This window comes from Pseudomonas serboccidentalis, assembly GCF_028830055.1.
In the GTDB taxonomy this organism is placed as follows: Bacteria; Pseudomonadota; Gammaproteobacteria; order Pseudomonadales; family Pseudomonadaceae; genus Aquipseudomonas; species Aquipseudomonas serboccidentalis.
Map to the genome: position 1 here is coordinate 2,805,278 of NZ_CP101655.1, position 17,833 is coordinate 2,823,110.

Here is a 17,833-nt window from a genome sequence, read left to right on the forward strand (position 1 = left end):
ACCCCCGCATTATCGGGTGACCACATCCTGCTCCAGCATCAACTCCTTCTTCCCCGCATCCAGCCTTACCAACGCGCCCATCGGCAGCGTCAGGTTCGGATCGCAATGCCCACTGCGCCAGCCGGACAACACCGGGATCCGCAACGGTTCGAAGGTCTGCTTGAGCAAGCGGTTCAACGCGTCGATATCCACCCCGGCCACATCACCGACCAGCACCCCACGCAACCTGGCCAGTTTGCCGGCCAGACGCATCTGCGTGAGCAAGCGGTCGATCCTGTACAGCGGCTCGTTGACGTCCTCGATCAGCAGAATCACGCCTTCCACGTCGATTTCGTAAGGCGTGCCCAGCGTCGCGGCAATCATCGCCAGATTGCCGCCCAGCAGCCGCCCATGGGCGATGCCGGGCTCCACGGTGGTCAACGGATAAGCCACCGGATGGCTCAGCACACTCCCCGCCTTCAATTGACCGCGAAGCATGGCGAAGAATGACGTGACGGTCGGCGGCTCCTTGTCGCCCAGCAGGTCGGCATTGAGCAACGGGCCGTGAAAGGTCACGAACCCGGCGTAGCGACTGATCGCCAGATGCAGCGCGGTGATGTCGCTGTAGCCGACAAAAGGCTTGGCGTGGCGGCTCAACAGGTCGAAGTCGATCCGGTCCAGCAGACGTGGCGTGCCGTAGCCACCGCGCAGGCAGATGATCGCGTCGACCTCGGGGTCAGCGAACGCCGCGTGCAGGTCATTGAGGCGTACGTCGTCGCTGCCGGCCAGATAGCCGTCCTTCTCGTAGACACCGGGAAACACCCGCAACTGGTAACCCCGGGCACGCATCCACTGCACAGCCTTGTCGGTGTCCAAGGCACCGGGCCCGGCGGGGGCGATCACGCCAATCAGCCCTTCTGGCGGCAGCGCCGGCACCGGTTTGTGCGCAACGAGGGTGTGAGTCGGTCGAACGGTCATCCATGGGTCTCCCTGCGAATTCATGCACACACAGTAGTCAGGAACAGAAATAAACAAAAGAGCTGAGACTACCCAATAACCTGTGGCGAGGGAGCTTGCTCCCGCTGGAGTGCGAAGCAGTCCCAAAAACTTGGGCTCGCTGCCCAACCCAACGGGAGCAAGCTCCCTCGCCACAGGGTTCGGAGGTAAACCAGCCCAAACAAAAATACCCGCCAAGGCGGGTATTTTCAGAGGCGTTCAGCGCTGAATCAAGAACCGAGCAGCTCGGCCTTGACCAGTTTCGCCTGTTCGTCAGCGTGGTACGACGAACGTACCAGCGGGCCGGAAGCAACGTTCTTGAAGCCCATCTTGTAACCTTCCTCGGCGAACCAGGCGAAGGTGTCCGGGTGCACGAAACGCTGCACCGGCAAGTGGCTGCGGGACGGTTGCAGGTACTGGCCGAGGGTCAGCATATCGATGTCGTGTTCGCGCATGCGCTTCATGACTTCGATGACTTCCTCGTCCGTCTCGCCCAGGCCCAGCATCAGGCCGGATTTGGTCGGGATGTGCGGCATCATCTGCTTGAAGCGCTGCAGCAGGGTCAGCGACCACTGGTAGTCCGAACCCGGACGCGCAGCCTTGTACAGGCGCGGCACGGTTTCCAGGTTGTGGTTGAACACATCCGGCGGCTCGGCGGCGGTGATTTCCAGCGCGATGTCCATGCGGCCACGGTAGTCCGGGACCAGGGTCTCCAGCTGCACGTTCGGCGACAGCTTGCGGATTTCGCGGATGCAGTCGGCAAAGTGCTGGGCACCGCCGTCACGCAGGTCGTCGCGGTCAACCGAGGTGATCACTACGTACTTGAGCTTCAGGTCAGCGATGGCGATCGCCAGGCTTTCCGGCTCGTTGACGTCCAGAGGCTTCGGACGGCCGTGGCCGACGTCGCAGAACGGGCAGCGACGGGTGCAGATGTCGCCCATGATCATGAAGGTCGCGGTGCCGCCGGAGAAGCACTCGCCCAGGTTCGGGCAGGACGCTTCTTCGCAGACGCTGTGCAGCTTGTGCTTGCGCAGCAGGCTCTTGATACGGTCGACTTCCGGCGAAACCGGGATGCGTACACGAATCCAGTCAGGCTTCTTCGGCAGTTCGGTGGTCGGAATGATCTTTACCGGGATGCGTGCAACCTTCTCGGCGCCGCGCAGCTTGACGCCGGCTTCAACCTTGGGACGCGGGGCCGGGCGCTCGGTCACGTCGAGCGTCGGGATCATGGTTTGCACTGCATCAGTAGTCATATCAGTCGATTCCGCCCGTCAGGGTCGTCTGCTCAGCATAGTCGAGGTGTTTGACGAGCTGCGCGCGCAGCCGGGCACTTACCTCGGCAAATTCAATCGATCCTGCGTGATCGCTCAGCTGGGTCATCGCCAGCCCGGCATAGCCGCAGGGATTAATCCGTCGAAACGGCTCCAGGTTCATATCCACGTTCAGGGCCAGGCCATGAAAGGAGCAACCGTGGCGAATCCGCAAACCCAGAGAAGCGATTTTCGCTCCGTCGACGTAGACGCCGGGAGCATCTGGCTTGGCTGCGGCGGTCACGCCGTAGCTGGCCAGCAGTTCGATCAGGCACTGTTCCATGCGCGTGACCAGATCACGTACGCCGAACCCCAGCTTGCGCACGTCCAGCAACAGGTAGGCGACCAATTGGCCTGGGCCATGATAAGTCACCTGCCCGCCACGATCGACCTGCACCACCGGGATATCCCCCGGCAGCAGCAAGTGTTCGGCCTTGCCGGCCTGGCCCTGGGTAAACACCGGAGGGTGCTCGACCAGCCAGACTTCGTCGGCGGCATTGCTGCCCCGTTCGTTGGTGAAGCGTTGCATGGCATGCCAGACCGGCTCGTAAGCCATCTGGCCAAGTTCGCGAAAGCCCAGCGTGCCCTGCATCACAACACCATGTGTACGAAGCCGGAAGCCCGCAGTTCGCTGTTGATGTTGTACAGCTGATCCTGGTCTGTCGCGACGATGTGCAACTGGATGGTGGTGTATTTGCCGTTGCTGCTTTGACGCTCGTCGATGCGCTCATCATTGATGGTCGCGTGTTTCTTGACGATGTCGATGATCTTGTCTTTGTTGCCGACGCCCGTATCGCTGATCACCTTAATCGGATAATCAGTCTGCGGAAATTCGATCTTTGGCGCCTTTACTTCGGTATCGGTCATGGCGTAACGGCCTCTAGAGCGCAAGCCGTGGTAACGCACATGGCCCCGCACCGGATCGGGGCGGGGCCATGCAGGTCAACACAAAATCAGTTGAACAAGCCGTAGAAGAATAGACGGATGCTATCCCACATGCGGCGGAAGATACCACCCTCCTCGACAGCGTCCAGGGCGATCAGGTCGGCGCTGTGCACCACTTTGTCGTCCAGTTTCACTTCGACTTTACCGATCACGTCGCCCTTGGCGATTGGCGCGGTCAGTTGCGGGTTCATGGTCATGCTGGCAGCGAGCTTTTTCAGCTGGCCTTTTGGCAGGGTCATGGTCAAGTCTTCAGCCAGGCCGGCCTTGACTTGACTGGTGGTGCCCTTCCACACCGGGGCTTGCGCCAGTTCGGTGCCCTTCTGGTAGAAGGTCTGGGTTTCGAAGAAACGGAAGCCGTAGGTCAGCAGTTTCTGGGTTTCAGCGGCACGGGCCACTTCGCTGTTGGTGCCGAACACCACTGCGATCAGACGCTGGCCGTCACGTACCGCCGAAGACACCATGCAGTAGCCGGCTTCGTCGGTGTGACCGGTTTTCAGACCGTCAACAGTCTTGTCGCGCCACAACAGCAGGTTGCGGTTAGGCTGCTTGATACCGTTCCAGAAGAACTCTTTCTGCGAGTAGATCGCGTAGTGAGCCGGGTCTTCGTGGATGATCGCACGGGCCAGAATCGCCATGTCGTGCGCCGACGAGTAGTGCTCAGGGTTCGGCAGACCGGTCGGGTTCATGAAGTGGGAATTGGTCATGCCCAGATCGGTAACGGTCTTGTTCATCAGGTCGGCGAAGGCATCTTCGCTACCGGCGATGTGCTCGGACAGCGCGACGCTGGCGTCGTTGCCGGACTGAATGATGATGCCGTGCAGCAGGTCGCTGACGGTCACTTGCGAGCCGACTTTGATGAACATCCGCGAACCGCCGGTACGCCAGGCGTTTTCGCTGACGGTCACCGGGTCGTTCTCACCGATCTGGCCGCGACGGATTTCCAGCGTAGCGATGTACGCGGTCATCAGTTTGGTCAGGCTGGCTGGCGGCAGACGCTGGTCACCGTTGTTCTCGACCAGCACGTTGCCGCTGCTGGCGTCCATGAGCACGTAGGCTTTTGCAGCCAGTTGAGGTGGCGACGGCATCATCTCGGCCGCGAAGGCGGCAGGCGAGAGGAGCAGCGGGACTAGCAGACACAGGCGTTTGGCAAAGGTGGTGATGTTCATCCGTCTCTCGAAATCGCTAATGGAAACTTGCCCGAAGGCAAAACTATTCAGACAGCCTTCTAACGGGCCATCGCGTGTTCAGTTGCTCACTCCAGTCACCCTTGCCGGGCTTTTGTTCTTCGACGAGCCAACAACCTGGTCCACCCCCCAAAACCGCAAGTGAACCGTCAATCAAGTGCTACGTGTATTACTCGGTGACCACACTCGGCGAGCCGAGATTGGCCAGGCGCACACTGTTCTGCACCTGGGCGATTTCACCCGGCGAACCGATCGGCCCCAGGCGTACCCGATGCAGGGTCTGCTGATTGCGCACGATCGAGCTGATGAACACCGGAGCGCTCACCATCCCGCTGAGCTTCGACCTCAGGAGTTCTGCAGCGTCCGGGTTGGCGAACGCGCCCACCTGCAGATACTGGCCAGACGCTGGTACAGAAGCGTTTTTTTTTGCGCTGATCTGTACAGGGACAGTGTCAGAGGCATGTTGCTGTGGCGGCGGAGTCCATTGCTCGATGGTACCGGCCGAGGCCGTGATCACCGGCGCGCTATTCTGCGCGACCTGCGGTTCGTTGAGCATCAACGGCGCCGGACGGCCCTTGGCGGCCCACCATTGTTGCGGATCGATGCCCTCGACCTTGACCCGCGCGGTGCCGATTTCGGCATACCCGAGTTTCTTGGCGGCCGCGTAGGACAAGTCGATGATCCGGTCGGAGTAGAACGGCCCGCGATCGTTGACCCGCAGGATCACGCTCTTGTTGTTGTCCAGGTTGGTCACCCGAACGTAACTTGGCAGTGGCAGAGTCTTGTGCGCGGCGCTCATGCCGTACAGGTCATACACTTCGCCGTTGGCGGTGTTCTGGCCGTGGAACTTGGTGCCGTACCAGGACGCCGTGCCCGAGGCGACGTAGGTCTTGGATTCCTGCAACGGGAAATAGGTCTTGCCCAGCACGGTGTATGGGTTGGCCTTGTACGGGCCGGTGTGCAGGGTCGGTGTGGCATCCGGGATGCGCGAAACATCCACGTCCCACCACGGCGCGCCATCTTTATGCGCGCGGTTGATGTCCAGCCCCGGCTGCGCACGCACCGCGGTGGAGGAAGTTTTCTGGGTGGGCGCGCGACTGGTCGAACAACTGGCGACCAGCACCGCCAACGCAGCGAAAGCCACCAGCTTCAGGGGTTTATTGATAGGCAATGCCCGCATTACTTGACGCCCCGTGCTTTTACCAGCTCTTCAGACAGTTGATGTACGGCCATGGCGTACATCACGCTGCGGTTATAACGCGTGATCGCGTAGAAATTCTTCAGGCCCATCCAGTATTCAGGGCCGTTGTCGCCTTCGAGGCGAAATGCAGTAACCGGCATATCATCGCGCAGCGCATCATGACTTGACCAGCCCAGCGCCCGCAACTCTCCAACCGTCTTTGTCGGTTCGATCCCGGTAGTCAGGCCTTCGTCGACCTGCTCGCCACGCACATCGGCGCGGCTGACCACCGGCTCGCCGGCGACCCAGCCATGACGCTTGAAATAGCTGGCGACGCTGCCGATCGCATCATCCGGATTGGTCCAGATGTTGATGTGCCCGTCACCGTCGAAATCCACCGCATAGGCGCGAAAGCTGCTCGGCATGAACTGCGGCAGGCCCATCGCCCCGGCGTACGAGCCTTTGAGGGTCAATGGATCAACCTGCTCTTCGCGAGCCAGCAGCAGGAACTCACGCAGCTCCTTGCGGAAAAATTCGGCACGGGGAGGATAGTCGAAACCGAGCGTGGACAAGGCATCGATCACCCGATAATTACCGGTATTACGTCCGAAAAAGGTCTCGACGCCGATGATCGACACGATGACTTGTGCCGGCACGCCGTATTCCTGCTCGGCACGGGCCAGTACGGCCTCGTGCTGGCGCCAGAAGTCCACACCGCGGGCGATGCGCGCGTCAGTGATGAACATCGGGCGATATTCTTTCCACTGTTTGACCCGCTCGGCGGGTTTGGAGATGGCGTCGAGAATCGCCTGCTTGCGCTGCGCCTCGCGGAACACCGCCATCAGTTGCTCACCGGCAAAACCGTAGTCGCGGGTCATTTCACCGACGAATTCGGCCACCTGTGGCGAGCCTTCGTAATCGCCGGCCAGCGCTTCCTGCGCGCTGCCAAGGATGCCGACCAGGCCGACCCACGGCGCGTAACGAGTCGCCCAGCTGCGCATGACTTGCATTGAACTCTTCACCTTATTCAAACCTGTGCGATCCATTTGCGATGCGTATGAATCGACATCAAAACCCCAAACGCTGACAGCAGTGTCACCAGCGAAGTTCCTCCGTAGCTAATGAAGGGCAACGGCACACCCACCACCGGCAACAGGCCACTGACCATACCGATGTTGACGAAAACATAAACAAAAAACGTCATGGTCAACGCGCCGGCGAGCAATTTGCCGAACAGCGTCTGCGCCTGGGCGGTAATCACCAGGCCGCGACCGATCAACAGCAAATAGATCAGCAACAGCGCGCAGATGCCCACCAGACCGAACTCTTCGCCGAGTACGGCGATGATGAAGTCGGTGTGGCTTTCCGGCAAAAAGTCCAGGTGCGACTGGGTGCCCAGCAACCAGCCCTTGCCGAATACACCGCCGGAGCCGATGGCGGCTTTTGATTGAATGATGTTCCAGCCGGTGCCGAGCGGATCGCTTTCCGGGTCGAGGAACGTCAGGATCCTCTGCTTCTGGTAGTCGTGCATGATGAAGAACCACATGGCGATCGCCACGGGTACCGCGGCGGCCAGCACGCTGAGGATCCAGCGCCAGCGCAGCCCGCCCATGAACAGCACGAAGGCGCCGCCGGCCAGAATCAGCAGCGAGGTGCCGAGGTCGGGCTGACGCACAATGAGAATGAACGGCACGCCGATCAGCATCAGGCTGATACCGACGTGCTTGAGCTGCGGCGGCAGCGTGCGCTTGGACAGATACCAGGCAATCGTCGCCGGCATCAGGATCTTCATGAACTCCGAAGGCTGAAAGCGGATCACCCCGGGGATGTTGATCCAGCGCGTGGCGCCCATGGCGTTGTGGCCCATGATGTCCACCACCATCAGCAACACCACCCCGATCACATAACCGAGCGGCACCCAACGCGCCATGAACCGCGGTTCGAATTGCGCGATGACGATCATCGACACCAGGCCGATGCCGAACGAAGTCGCCTGTTTGCCCAGCAGGTCCCAGCTCTTGCCGCTGGCCGAATACAGCACGAACAGGCTGCCTGCGGCGAGAATCAGCAGCAGGATCAACAAGGGGCCATCGATATGCAGACGTTGCAGCAGCGTCGCACGGCGACGCATCACATCCTCACTGGAGAGCATGCGATCGAAATTATTCTTCACGGGCCGTAGCCTCCGCATTGATAGGACCGGCGTATTCGGCCTTCAACCGACCATCCTGGTCCAGAAGCCAGGCATCCATGACCTGACGCACCACTGGCGCGGCGACACCGGAGCCGGACTCACCGTTCTCGACCATCACCGAGACGACGATTTTCGGGTTGTCGGCCGGGGCAAATCCGACGAACAAGGCGTGGTCGCGGTGGCGCTCCTGAACCTTGGAGCGGTCGTACTTCTCACCTTGCTTGATTGCCACTACCTGGGCCGTACCCGACTTGCCAGCGATCCGGTATTGCGCCCCGATCGCCGCTTTGCGCGCGGTCCCCCGGGCGCCGTGCATCACCTGCTGCATGCCGTGGTTGACCTTGGTCCAGTCCGACGGATCGCGCAGGACGATGTCCGGCATCGGGTTCTCATCCACAGGTTTGACGCCTTCGATGGTCTTGGCCAGGTGCGGCCGGTTCCAGATGCCTTTGTTGGCCACCAGCGCCGTGGCCTGCGCCAGCTGCAACGGCGTGGACTGCATGTAGCCCTGGCCGATCCCCAGAATCAGGGTTTCGCCCGGGAACCACGCCTGCTTGCGGGTTGCCCGCTTCCATTCGCGGGACGGCATCAGGCCGGGGGATTCTTCGAACATGTCCAGCGAGACCTTCTGGCCGATGCCGAACTTGTTCATGTAGGCCGACAGCCGATCGATGCCCAGCTTGTGCGCCAGGTCATAGAAGTAGGTGTCATTGGAACGCATGATCGCTGTGTCGAGGTCGACGAAGCCGTCACCGGTGCGGTTCCAGTTGCGGTACTTGTGATCGTAGTTGGGCAGCATGTAGTAACCGGGGTCGAACACCCGGCTCGACGCTGTCACCACACCGGCATCGAGGCCGGCAATCGCCACCGCCGGCTTGATCGTCGAACCCGGCGGATACAGACCGCGCAGCACCCGGTTGAACAGTGGCCGGTCGATGGAATCGCGCAGCTCGGCATACGCCTTGAAGCTGATGCCGGTGACGAACAGGTTCGGGTCGAAACTCGGCTGACTGACCATCGCCAGCACTTCGCCGGTGTTCGGATCGAGCGCCACCACCGCGCCACGCCGCCCGCCCAGCGCAGCTTCCGCCGCCTCCTGCAGTTTGATGTCCAGACTCAGGACGATGTCCTTGCCTGGAATCGGATCAGTGCGCTTGAGTACACGCAATACGCGGCCCCGGGCGTTGGTCTCGACTTCCTCGTAACCCACCTGCCCGTGCAGTTCCGGCTCGTAGAAACGCTCGATGCCAGTTTTGCCGATGTGATGGGTGCCGCTGTAGTTGACCGGGTCGAGGGTCTTGAGCTCTTTCTCGTTGATCCGCCCCATGTAACCCACCGAGTGCGCAAAATGCGCGCCCTGCGGGTAGTGGCGTACCAGCTGCGCGACCACTTCCACGCCCGGGAGGCGGAACTGGTTCACCGCGATCCGGGCGATCTGCTCTTCGGTCAGCTCGAACAGGATCGGCACTGGCTCGAACGGCCGGCGCCCCTGACGCATGCGTTTTTCGAAGATCACCCGGTCCTCGGGCGTCAACTGCAGCACTTCGACGATCACGTCGAGCACTTGCTGCCAGTCGCCGGAGCGCTCGCGGGTCATGCTCAGGCTGAAGCTGGGGCGATTGTCCGCCACCACCACGCCGTTGCGGTCGAAGATCAGCCCACGGGTCGGCGGAATCGGCTGCACATGAACGCGGTTGTTTTCCGAGAGCGTCGAGTGGTACTCGTACTGGATCACCTGCAAGTAGTACAGCCGCGCAATCAGCACGCCGATCAACAGCATGACCGCAATGGCCCCGAACACGACGCGGCTACGCACCAGGCGGGCGTCCTTTTCGTGGTCCTTGATGCGGATCGGCTGAGACATGAGGGCAGGACTACTTGTGGTAAGGGTGACCGGACAGCACGGTCCAGGCACGGTACAGCTGTTCGCCGATCAGGATCCGCACCAGCGGGTGCGGCAAGGTCAGCGGCGACAACGACCAGCGCTGATCGGCGCGGGCGCAGACTTCCGGCGCCAGCCCTTCGGGGCCGCCGACCATGAAATTGACCGTGCGCGAATCCAGCCGCCAACGGTCAAGTTCGACCGCCAGTTGCTCGGTGCTCCAGGGCTTGCCGTGGACTTCCAGCGTGACGATCCGCTCGTTCGGCCCGACCTTGGCCAGCATGGCTTCGCCTTCCTGGCGGATGAAACGGGCCACGTCGGCGTTCTTGCCACGGGTATTGAGCGGAATTTCCACCAGTTCCAGCGCCAGCTCGGACGGAAGACGCTTGGCATATTCATGCCAGCCTTCTTCCACCCACTTGGGCATGCGTGAACCGACGGCGATCAGTCGCAGTCGCACAGCAATCCCTTACAGCTGGTCTTTGTTGAGCTTGGTGAAATGCTCGTGGGTGTTTTCCGGGCTGTGGTGCTTGGCATCTGCCGCACGGCTTTGCTCGGCACCGGCCCACAGGCGTTCCAGGTCGTAGAACTGACGTGCCGAGGCGGTCATCATGTGCACGATCACCAGATCCAGGTCCAGCAGAACCCAGTCGCTGTCGCCCTTGCCTTCTTCGCCCAGCGGCTTGGCGCCCTGCTTTTTGACTTCTTCGCGGACCTTGTCCAGCATCGCGTTGATCTGGCGATTGGAAGTACCGGTGGCGATGATCATGTAGTCGGTGATGCTCTGCTTGTCACGAACATCGATGATCTGGATGTCTTGTGCCTTGACGTCTTCCAGGGCTGCCACGGCAACCTTGACCAGCTCGTCGCCCTTGAGCGGCTCGTTGGTGTTGGCGACTTCCGGCAGCGGCGCGCTCTTGAACGTGCCTTTGCGCTTAACTTTGCTTACATCTTTGTCGGTCATATAAAACTCGTTTTGCTCATGTATTCGGCGGCTTGGCGATACGTGGATTCGTATCAGTGAAGCACGCCTTGTTCAGTTCGACGCACGGTACAGACCGTGCGCATCGATGTAGGCCAGGACCGCGTCGGGCACCAGGAAACGTACCGACTTACCGCTGGCCAGCAGTTGACGGATCTGGGTGGCGGAAACCGCGAGCGGTGTCTGCCAGACGAATGCAATCTGTCCGCTCGGCCCTTTCAGGGCCAGCGGGTCGCTCACCGAACGCGCTGCCAGCAGGTTGCGCAAGGCATCCGGCGGTTCGCTGTCGGCGTCCGGGCGCTGTAGCACCAGGATGTGGCAATGCTGGAGCAACTCTTCCCAGCGGTGCCAAGTGGGCAGGCCGCAAAATGCGTCCCAGCCCAAAAGCAGAAAAACCTGGGTCTCAGCGGCCATTTCGGCACGCATCAACTCCAGGGTATCGATGGTGTAGGACGGTTTGTCCCGCTGCAATTCGCGGGCGTCCACCACCAGCGGCGGCACTCCGGCCACCGCGCATTCGACCATTGCCAGCCGATCCTGCGCCGACACCTGTGGCGTATCGCGATGCGGCGGCCGGGCGCTGGGCATCATGCGCAACTCGTCGAGCAGCAGCGCTTCGGCCACTTCCAGCGCACCGCGCAAATGGCCGATGTGCACCGGATCGAACGTGCCGCCCAGTACGCCGATGCGCCGGGGTCGGAGTTCGCTGTCAGGCAGCGGCGCTGTCAGGTCGAGGTCGGTCAAGTCAGACCGTCGCCTGGCCGCGCAACTGGCCGTCACCAACCACGATGTACTTCTCGCAGGTCAGTCCTTCGAGGCCCACCGGGCCGCGGGCGTGCAGCTTATCAGTAGAAATGCCGATCTCGGCACCCAATCCGTATTCGAACCCATCGGCAAAGCACGTCGGGGTGTTGATCATCACCGACGCCGAATCGACTTCGGCCACGAAACGACGGGTGTCCGCGAGGTTTTCGCTGACGATCGAGTCGGTGTGGTGCGAGCCGTAATGGTTGATATGTTCGATGGCCTGGTCCAGCCCGTCGACCACACGAATCGACAGGATCGGCGCCAGATACTCGGTGTTCCAGTCGTCTTCGCTGGCCGCCACGGCGTCAATGATCGCCCGGGTGCGCTCGCAGCCACGCAGCTCGACGCCTTTTTCGCGGAACTGGGCAGCCATCGACGGCAGGAAATCCTTCGCAACACTTTGATCGACGAGCAAGGTCTCCATCGCACCACAGATGCCATAACGGTAGGTCTTGGCATTGAAGGCGATGCGCTGGGCTTTCTCCAGATCGGCGTGGGCACTGACATAGACGTGGCAGATGCCGTCCAGGTGCTTGATCACCGGCACGCGGGCATCGCGGCTGATGCGCTCGATCAGGCCACGGCCACCGCGCGGCACGATCACGTCGACGTACTCGGGCATGGTGATCATCGCGCCAACGGCGGCACGGTCGGTGGTTTCGACCACTTGCACCACCGCTGCCGGCAATTCGGCCTCGGCCAGACCGCGCTGGATGCACGCGGCAATCGCCCGGTTGGAATGAATCGCCTCGGAGCCTCCACGCAGGATGGTCGCGTTGCCCGACTTCAGGCACAGGCTGGCGGCATCGATGGTCACGTTGGGACGGGATTCGTAGATGATCCCGATCACGCCCAGCGGCACGCGCATCTTGCCGACCTGAATGCCGGACGGGCGAAAGCTCATGTCGCGGATCGCACCGACCGGATCCGGCAATGCTGCGACCTGGCGCAAGCCGACGATCATGCCGTCGATGCGCGCCGGGGTCAGTTCCAGACGTTCCAGCAGTGCCGGTTCCAGGCCATTGGCGCGGCCGGCGGCCAGGTCCTGTTCATTGGCGGCGGCCAGCTCGGCGCGTGCCGCGTCCAGGGCATTGGCTGCAGCCTGCAGGGCGCGGTTTTTCTGCGCGGTGCTGGCACGGCCGATGACCCGGGAAGCTTCGCGGGCGGCGCGACCCAATCGGGTCATGTAGTCAAGAACGGACTCAGTCATGGTCTGCTGGGGTCTTGGCAAAGAGGAAAGCGGCAGATTATAGCTGTCGCGTCCCGGGACTAACAGCGGTGACAGGCGGATGGTCGAAATGGACTGCAATTTGCCGACGTTCAGCCGTAATTAAGCCTCGGATTGTTATCATCACGACCTCCTTCGCCTGGATAAACACCGTTTGCCATGTCCAACCTGACCGTTCGCGCCACCGCCGAGCGCTTGCCTCTGGGCCTTCCGGACGCTTTTTTCGACCGTGACGCGCAGCTGCTGGCCCGCGACCTGCTCGGCAAAGTCATCCGCCACCGGGTCGGCGATTTGTGGCTCAGCGCCCGGATCATTGAGACCGAGGCCTACTACTGCGCGGAAAAAGGCAGTCATGCGTCCCTCGGCTACACGGAAAAGCGTAAGGCCTTGTTTCTGGATGGCGGGCACATCTATATGTATTACGCCCGCGGCGGTGATTCGCTGAACTTCAGCGCCCAAGGGCCGGGCAACGCGGTGCTGATCAAATCCGCCTACCCGTGGGTCGATGAAATCAGCGGGCCGGCGAGTCTGGCGCAAATGCTGCTGAACAACCCTGATGCTCAGGGGCGCCCACGGCCTTCGCAAAAGCTGTGCGCCGGCCAGACATTGCTGTGCAAGGCACTGGGATTGAAGGTGCCGGTGTGGGACGCCAAGCGTTTCGATCATGAAGTGCTGCTGGTGGAAGACACCGGGCCGGCGCCGGCGCAGATCATTCAAACCACCCGCCTGGGCATCCCCCATGGCCGCGACGAACACCTGATGTACCGTTTCGTCGACGCCAGTTACGCACAATGGTGCACGCGGAACCCGCTACGTCGGGGTCAGGTCGAAGGGCGCGATTATTTCCTGCTGTGAAAAACATAAACCTGTAGGAGCTGCCGCAGGCTGCGATCTTTGCTTCTGAAAGATCAAAAGATCGCAGCCTGCGGCAGCTCCTACAGGGATCATCATTGATTTGGAGTTGTTTGTATGGGCCCATGGCTCGATAGCGTGACCGGGTGGCTTGCCGCCAATCCGCAGTGGCTGGCCGCAGCGGTGTTTATCGTCGCCTGCGTGGAGTGCCTGGCGATTGCCGGGCTGATCGTGCCGGGCACGGTGTTGCTGTTTGCTGTCGCCGTATTGGCTGGCAGTGGCGCGCTGTCGTTGAGCGAAACCCTGCTGCTGGGCTTTCTCGGCGGGATTCTGGGCGACATGATTTCGTACTTCCTCGGCCGGCATTTCCACCAGAACATCCGCCGCCTGCCGGGGCTACGCCACCATCCGGAGTGGATGGCCGGCGCCGAGACCTACTTCCAGCGCTACGGCATCGCCAGCCTGCTGGTCGGGCGTTTTATCGGCCCGTTGCGGCCGATGCTGCCGATGGTCGCCGGCATGTGCGACATGCCCTTCCCGCGCTTTGCCGCCGTCAGCCTGCTGGCCGCGGCCGGCTGGAGCGTCGCCTACCTGCTGCCGGGCTGGGCCACTGGCGCGGCGATCCGCTTGCCGCTGCCGGAAGGTTTCTGGCTGCAGGCCGGCATCGTCGCCGCCAGTATCGCGGTGATGGTCGGCCTGAGCGTCAACAGCAGCTTGCGCCAGCATCGCCGGGCGACCGTCTGGATCAGCAGCATGAGCCTATTGATTCTGATCGGGCTGTTCGTTGGCTATCCGTATCTGAGCGCCCTCGATCAGGGTGTCATGACATTGGTACAGGAACATCGTCAGCCGATGCTGGATGAAATCGCGGTGACGCTCACCCTGATCGGTGAATTCCACAACATGCTGATGTTCAGCGCCCTGCTCACCGGTCTGTTGCTGCTGTGCCGGCAATGGCGCCAGGCAATCTTTGCCGGCGGTACGCTACTGTGCACGGCGCTGCTCAACACGGTCACCAAACAGTTTTTCGCCCGGGTCCGCCCGGAAGTGCTGACCGATCCGCTGACCAGTTACAGCATGCCCAGCGGCCATGCCTCGGGTTCGTTCGCGCTGTTTCTGGTGCTCGCGGTCCTCGCCGGGCGCGGCCAACCGCCGCGCATGCGCCTGACCTGGCTGCTGCTCGGCTGTATACCGGCGCTGTCGATTGCCTTGTCGCGGGTGTATCTGGGCGCGCACTGGCCGACGGATATCCTGGCGGGCGCGATGCTCGCGGCGTGCGTGTGTGCAGCAGGCCTGTGGCTGAGTCAGCGCCAGACGCCGCTCAACCCGATGCCGTTCAAAGTCTGGTGGCTGATTCTGCCGGCGCTGCTGGTGCTGTTCAGCCTGTTCGTCCTGCGCCATTTGCCGCACACGATGTTGCGTTACGCCTATTGATGACAACGTTGATGAAGCGCCGCCGAGATTGCCGGATCAATTCGGTTGGCGCTCATCATCCTTCTTCGGGTCTGTCGATAACTTTCAGAATAAACGTAACCGGCGTGTTATTGAACGCATCATGCTGACTCATATTGGGATCAACATCCTTGAAGTAGCGTCTACCATTTTCACTGGCCAGGTATATCGCGTTACGCCCCTTAGCCGCGAGAGCAACATGACAGGGACCTTTATCCAGATCGCTGAACCGGGCATTCTCTACATCATGTTTCACCAACGTGAATTGACTACCCTGAGCAATATCACCGACAAAAACATGGCGAGCAGACTGACTGATCGCCAAGTACCCCTGATCATAATCACCTTTTAAAATCGTCTGAATGACATACTTGTCACCTTGGGGTGTAAACCTGAGCAACAGCGGTTTGTCATCTTCATGATCAGCCAATGTAAGAAAGTCCGAACCCTCGCGACTGGCAAGAGCGGCTTCGACCTCCAGCCGCTCGCGCCTGATGATCCGCGAATCGCGCAGACGCTGCTTCAGGCGCTGCTGACTAAGCACTACCGGCAGGCCGTCGACATAAAGATTTACTGTAAATGAATTGTTATTGATATTTATTAGAGACATAAAAACACTCACACAGACGCCAGACTGTCTATCCACGACAATCGCGAGTCTTTATTAAAATATTGGGTTTACCTGGATGCGCCGGCTGCCATAAAACTGGCCGCTGTCATTGAAACTCTCGGCATATCGCCTTCAGGGATTTTAGCTGCCCTTCTTTTGCGACGAGCGATGACCATCAGGTCAGCGTAAACACCGGCCGCCTCAATAACGTTTGTAACGTTGCGATCGGTATCTGCGTGTTTGAAAATATACTTTCCCGCTATGTCATCCCAAAACGCCCATTCGTCCTCGTAAACAGTCATGACTTCATCCTTACAATTATTAAGACCACCAACTTCCTGTTGATGAATAAAAAGTAAGGCAAAGACGAAAGCAAAACAATACTGGCAGAGGCCGCGAGTTAATTCAGAGTGCAACTACGCGAACAATTCGCCCTGCAACTCATCGAGCAGCGCCTGGATCGCATCCAGCCGCTGCTGCGGATCGTCGAGTTGCAGCAGGTCAATCTTGTCTTCTTCGGCGAACGGCAGCAGATACGCCAACTGATTGGCCAGCGACTGCTGCCCCAGCGCTTCGTTGCCCATGTTCAACGCCTCGACCATCGGGTGCTCGGCCAAGGCCCTGAGCAGCGCCACCAGATCGGCGTCTTCATCCTGCAACGGTTGTTCCGGCTCATCGTCGAGCCATTCGACGTCGGCGAGGATCAGTTGATCGCGCTGCACTTCAGTGCGCAGCACATGGAAACGTCGCCCGCCCTGCACGCGAATCCCCAGCAGGCCATTGTCCTGCTGCTGGAAATCGGTGATCCGCGCTTCACAGCCGACCAGAGCAAAACCTTGTGGTGCGACGCCAACTTCGTGACCGTCGAGAATGCACACCACGCCGAAGCCGCCACCCTGTTTCATACAGCGACCAATCATGTCCAGGTAACGCGCCTCGAAGATCTGCAAGTCGAGGTTGCAGCCGGGAAACAGCACCGTGTTCAGCGGGAAAAGCGGCAGACTCATAGACATTTCCTTAGACCACCATCGACACCGCCAACGGCAGGAATACCGCCGTGGCCACGCCCATCAAACTCATCGCCAGCGCCGCAAAGGCGCCGCATTCATCACTTTCCTGCAAGGCCACAGAGGTGCCGACCGCGTGCGCGGTCATGCCCAACGCCATGCCACGCGCCTCCGGGCTGTGCACGCCGAGGCGGGTCAGCAACGCCGGGCCGAAGATCGCGCCGATCACCCCGGTGATCAACACGAACACCGCCGCCAGCGCCGCGACTCCACCGATCTGTTCGGCCACCAGCATCGCAATCGGCGAGGTCACCGACTTCGGCGCCATGGTCATCAGAATCATGTGCTCGGCGCCAAACCACCAGCCCAGCAACACACCCATGCCCGTGGCGACCACCCCGCCTATCACCAGCGTAGTAAAAATCGGCCAGAACAATTGGCGGATGCGTTTGAGGTTGAGATACAGCGGCACTGCCAGCGCCACTGTCGCCGGGCCCAGCAAAATGCTGAGGATCTCGGTGCTCTTGCGGTACTCGGCGTAAGTCAGGCCGCAGCCGACCAGCACACCGATCACCAACAGCATGGAGACCAGAACCGGTTGCAGAAAGATCCAGCGGGTTTTCTCGAACGCCGCCAGCACCAGTTGATAGGCACCCAGGGTGATGCCGATGCCGAACAGCGGGTGATGGATCACCGAGACCCAGGCGCCTTGCCAATCGAAGAGCATCAGGACTCCTCCGAGTGCGGCGCGTGTCGCTTGACCAGGCGCTGCATCAGCACCCCGGCGAAGGCCATCGACAGGATCAGCGACAGCACCAGTGCGCCGACAATCGCCCAGAAATCGGCGGCAATGTCGCTCGCATAAACCATCACGCCCACCGCCGGCGGCACCAGCAGCAACGGCAGATAACGCAGCAGGCTGCCGGCCGCCAGGTTCAGCGGCTCGCCGACTTCACCGCGAATGATCAGGAACACCAGCAACAGCAGCAGGCCGATGATCGGCCCCGGCAGCACCGGCAACAGCAAATGGTTGAGCGCCGTGCCGAGCAGTTGGAACAGCACCAGCATGGTCAGGCCACGTAACAACATCAGACATCTCCCCCCGCAAGTCATCGGCATTATAAGCACGGCAGCGCTATGGATCGGCATTCGCCAAAAGCATGGTCGGTTGACCGGAGCAAATCGCCATGTTGATCTACAGTGGTTCGCAGGGCGGTCAAATCCC

20 protein-coding genes are annotated in these 17,833 nt (G+C 61.0%); 2 read left to right on the forward strand and 18 right to left on the reverse strand.

Annotated features, from left to right (window positions below):
* Positions 1–9: 9 nt before the first annotated feature.
* The 13 genes from NN484_RS12775 to NN484_RS12835 all read right to left on the reverse strand — a co-directional run bounded on the left by NN484_RS12775 (position 10) and on the right by NN484_RS12835 (position 12,669).
* Positions 10–957 (reverse strand): S66 peptidase family protein, encoded by a 948-nt coding sequence (locus NN484_RS12775; protein WP_274659225.1) that lies wholly within the window; start codon positions 955–957, stop codon positions 10–12.
* Between the two features lie 248 nt (positions 958–1,205).
* Positions 1,206–2,204: a lipoyl synthase gene (lipA, locus tag NN484_RS12780; RefSeq protein ID WP_160768663.1), complete on the reverse strand. Its 999-nt coding sequence runs from the start codon at positions 2,202–2,204 to the stop codon at positions 1,206–1,208.
* Between the two features lie 25 nt (positions 2,205–2,229).
* Positions 2,230–2,877, reverse strand: coding sequence for a lipoyl(octanoyl) transferase LipB (gene lipB / locus NN484_RS12785; protein WP_215502214.1), 648 nt, complete (start codon positions 2,875–2,877; stop codon positions 2,230–2,232).
* Positions 2,877–3,152, reverse strand: a complete 276-nt coding sequence (locus NN484_RS12790; RefSeq protein ID WP_027612895.1) for a DUF493 domain-containing protein — start codon at positions 3,150–3,152, stop codon at positions 2,877–2,879. The genes lipB and NN484_RS12790 overlap by 1 nt, the downstream gene beginning before the upstream one ends.
* Before the next feature lie 86 nt (positions 3,153–3,238).
* Positions 3,239–4,396, reverse strand: a complete 1,158-nt coding sequence (locus NN484_RS12795; RefSeq protein ID WP_025108693.1) for a D-alanyl-D-alanine carboxypeptidase family protein — start codon at positions 4,394–4,396, stop codon at positions 3,239–3,241.
* 187 nt (positions 4,397–4,583) lie between these two features.
* Complete coding sequence (locus tag NN484_RS12800; protein WP_127651200.1) at positions 4,584–5,594, reverse strand: septal ring lytic transglycosylase RlpA family protein; 1,011 nt, start codon at positions 5,592–5,594, stop codon at positions 4,584–4,586.
* Positions 5,594–6,604 carry a lytic murein transglycosylase B gene (gene mltB / locus NN484_RS12805; RefSeq protein ID WP_007960589.1) on the reverse strand — a complete coding sequence of 337 codons (1,011 nt, stop codon included), beginning with the start codon at positions 6,602–6,604 and terminating at the stop codon, positions 5,594–5,596. Before mltB ends, NN484_RS12800 begins: the two co-directional genes overlap by 1 nt.
* Positions 6,605–6,621: 17 nt before the next feature.
* On the reverse strand, positions 6,622–7,725 hold the full coding sequence (gene rodA, locus NN484_RS12810; protein ID WP_164747885.1) for a rod shape-determining protein RodA: 1,104 nt from the start codon (positions 7,723–7,725) through the stop codon (positions 6,622–6,624).
* A gap of 31 nt (positions 7,726–7,756) precedes the next feature.
* Positions 7,757–9,652: a penicillin-binding protein 2 gene (gene mrdA, locus NN484_RS12815; protein ID WP_127651202.1), complete on the reverse strand. Its 1,896-nt coding sequence runs from the start codon at positions 9,650–9,652 to the stop codon at positions 7,757–7,759.
* Positions 9,653–9,662: 10 nt separating this feature from the next.
* A complete protein-coding gene (gene rlmH, locus NN484_RS12820; protein ID WP_003185785.1) occupies positions 9,663–10,130 on the reverse strand; it encodes a 23S rRNA (pseudouridine(1915)-N(3))-methyltransferase RlmH in 468 nt (155 codons plus the stop codon).
* Between the two features lie 9 nt (positions 10,131–10,139).
* Entirely contained in the window at positions 10,140–10,634 is a 495-nt protein-coding gene (gene rsfS / locus NN484_RS12825) for a ribosome silencing factor (RefSeq protein ID WP_007960601.1), read from the reverse strand.
* Positions 10,635–10,706: 72 nt separating this feature from the next.
* Positions 10,707–11,369, reverse strand: coding sequence for a nicotinate-nucleotide adenylyltransferase (gene nadD, locus NN484_RS12830; RefSeq protein WP_425518809.1), 663 nt, complete (start codon positions 11,367–11,369; stop codon positions 10,707–10,709).
* A gap of 28 nt (positions 11,370–11,397) precedes the next feature.
* A complete protein-coding gene (locus NN484_RS12835; RefSeq protein ID WP_274659226.1) occupies positions 11,398–12,669 on the reverse strand; it encodes a glutamate-5-semialdehyde dehydrogenase in 1,272 nt (423 codons plus the stop codon).
* Between the two features lie 177 nt (positions 12,670–12,846).
* On the opposite strand from NN484_RS12835, the gene NN484_RS12840 reads away from it, so the two are divergent.
* Both NN484_RS12840 and NN484_RS12845 read left to right on the forward strand, forming a co-directional pair.
* Positions 12,847–13,542, forward strand: coding sequence for a DNA-3-methyladenine glycosylase (locus tag NN484_RS12840; RefSeq protein ID WP_274659227.1), 696 nt, complete (start codon positions 12,847–12,849; stop codon positions 13,540–13,542).
* Positions 13,543–13,656: 114 nt separating this feature from the next.
* On the forward strand, positions 13,657–14,973 hold the full coding sequence (locus NN484_RS12845) for a bifunctional DedA family/phosphatase PAP2 family protein (protein ID WP_274659228.1): 1,317 nt from the start codon (positions 13,657–13,659) through the stop codon (positions 14,971–14,973).
* Between the two features lie 55 nt (positions 14,974–15,028).
* Here NN484_RS12845 and NN484_RS12850 read toward each other — a convergent pair whose 3' ends face one another.
* From NN484_RS12850 to NN484_RS12870, 5 genes are all read right to left on the reverse strand, one after another.
* Positions 15,029–15,601: a hypothetical protein gene (locus NN484_RS12850; protein ID WP_274659229.1), complete on the reverse strand. Its 573-nt coding sequence runs from the start codon at positions 15,599–15,601 to the stop codon at positions 15,029–15,031.
* A gap of 68 nt (positions 15,602–15,669) precedes the next feature.
* On the reverse strand, positions 15,670–15,903 hold the full coding sequence (locus tag NN484_RS12855; protein ID WP_215502219.1) for a hypothetical protein: 234 nt from the start codon (positions 15,901–15,903) through the stop codon (positions 15,670–15,672).
* Between the two features lie 114 nt (positions 15,904–16,017).
* Positions 16,018–16,608 carry an LON peptidase substrate-binding domain-containing protein gene (locus NN484_RS12860; RefSeq protein WP_127651209.1) on the reverse strand — a complete coding sequence of 197 codons (591 nt, stop codon included), beginning with the start codon at positions 16,606–16,608 and terminating at the stop codon, positions 16,018–16,020.
* Between the two features lie 10 nt (positions 16,609–16,618).
* Positions 16,619–17,335, reverse strand: coding sequence for an LrgB family protein (locus tag NN484_RS12865; RefSeq protein WP_127651210.1), 717 nt, complete (start codon positions 17,333–17,335; stop codon positions 16,619–16,621).
* Positions 17,335–17,697 carry a CidA/LrgA family protein gene (locus NN484_RS12870; RefSeq protein WP_095139173.1) on the reverse strand — a complete coding sequence of 121 codons (363 nt, stop codon included), beginning with the start codon at positions 17,695–17,697 and terminating at the stop codon, positions 17,335–17,337. Before NN484_RS12870 ends, NN484_RS12865 begins: the two co-directional genes overlap by 1 nt.
* Between the last annotated feature and the right edge of the window lie 136 nt (positions 17,698–17,833).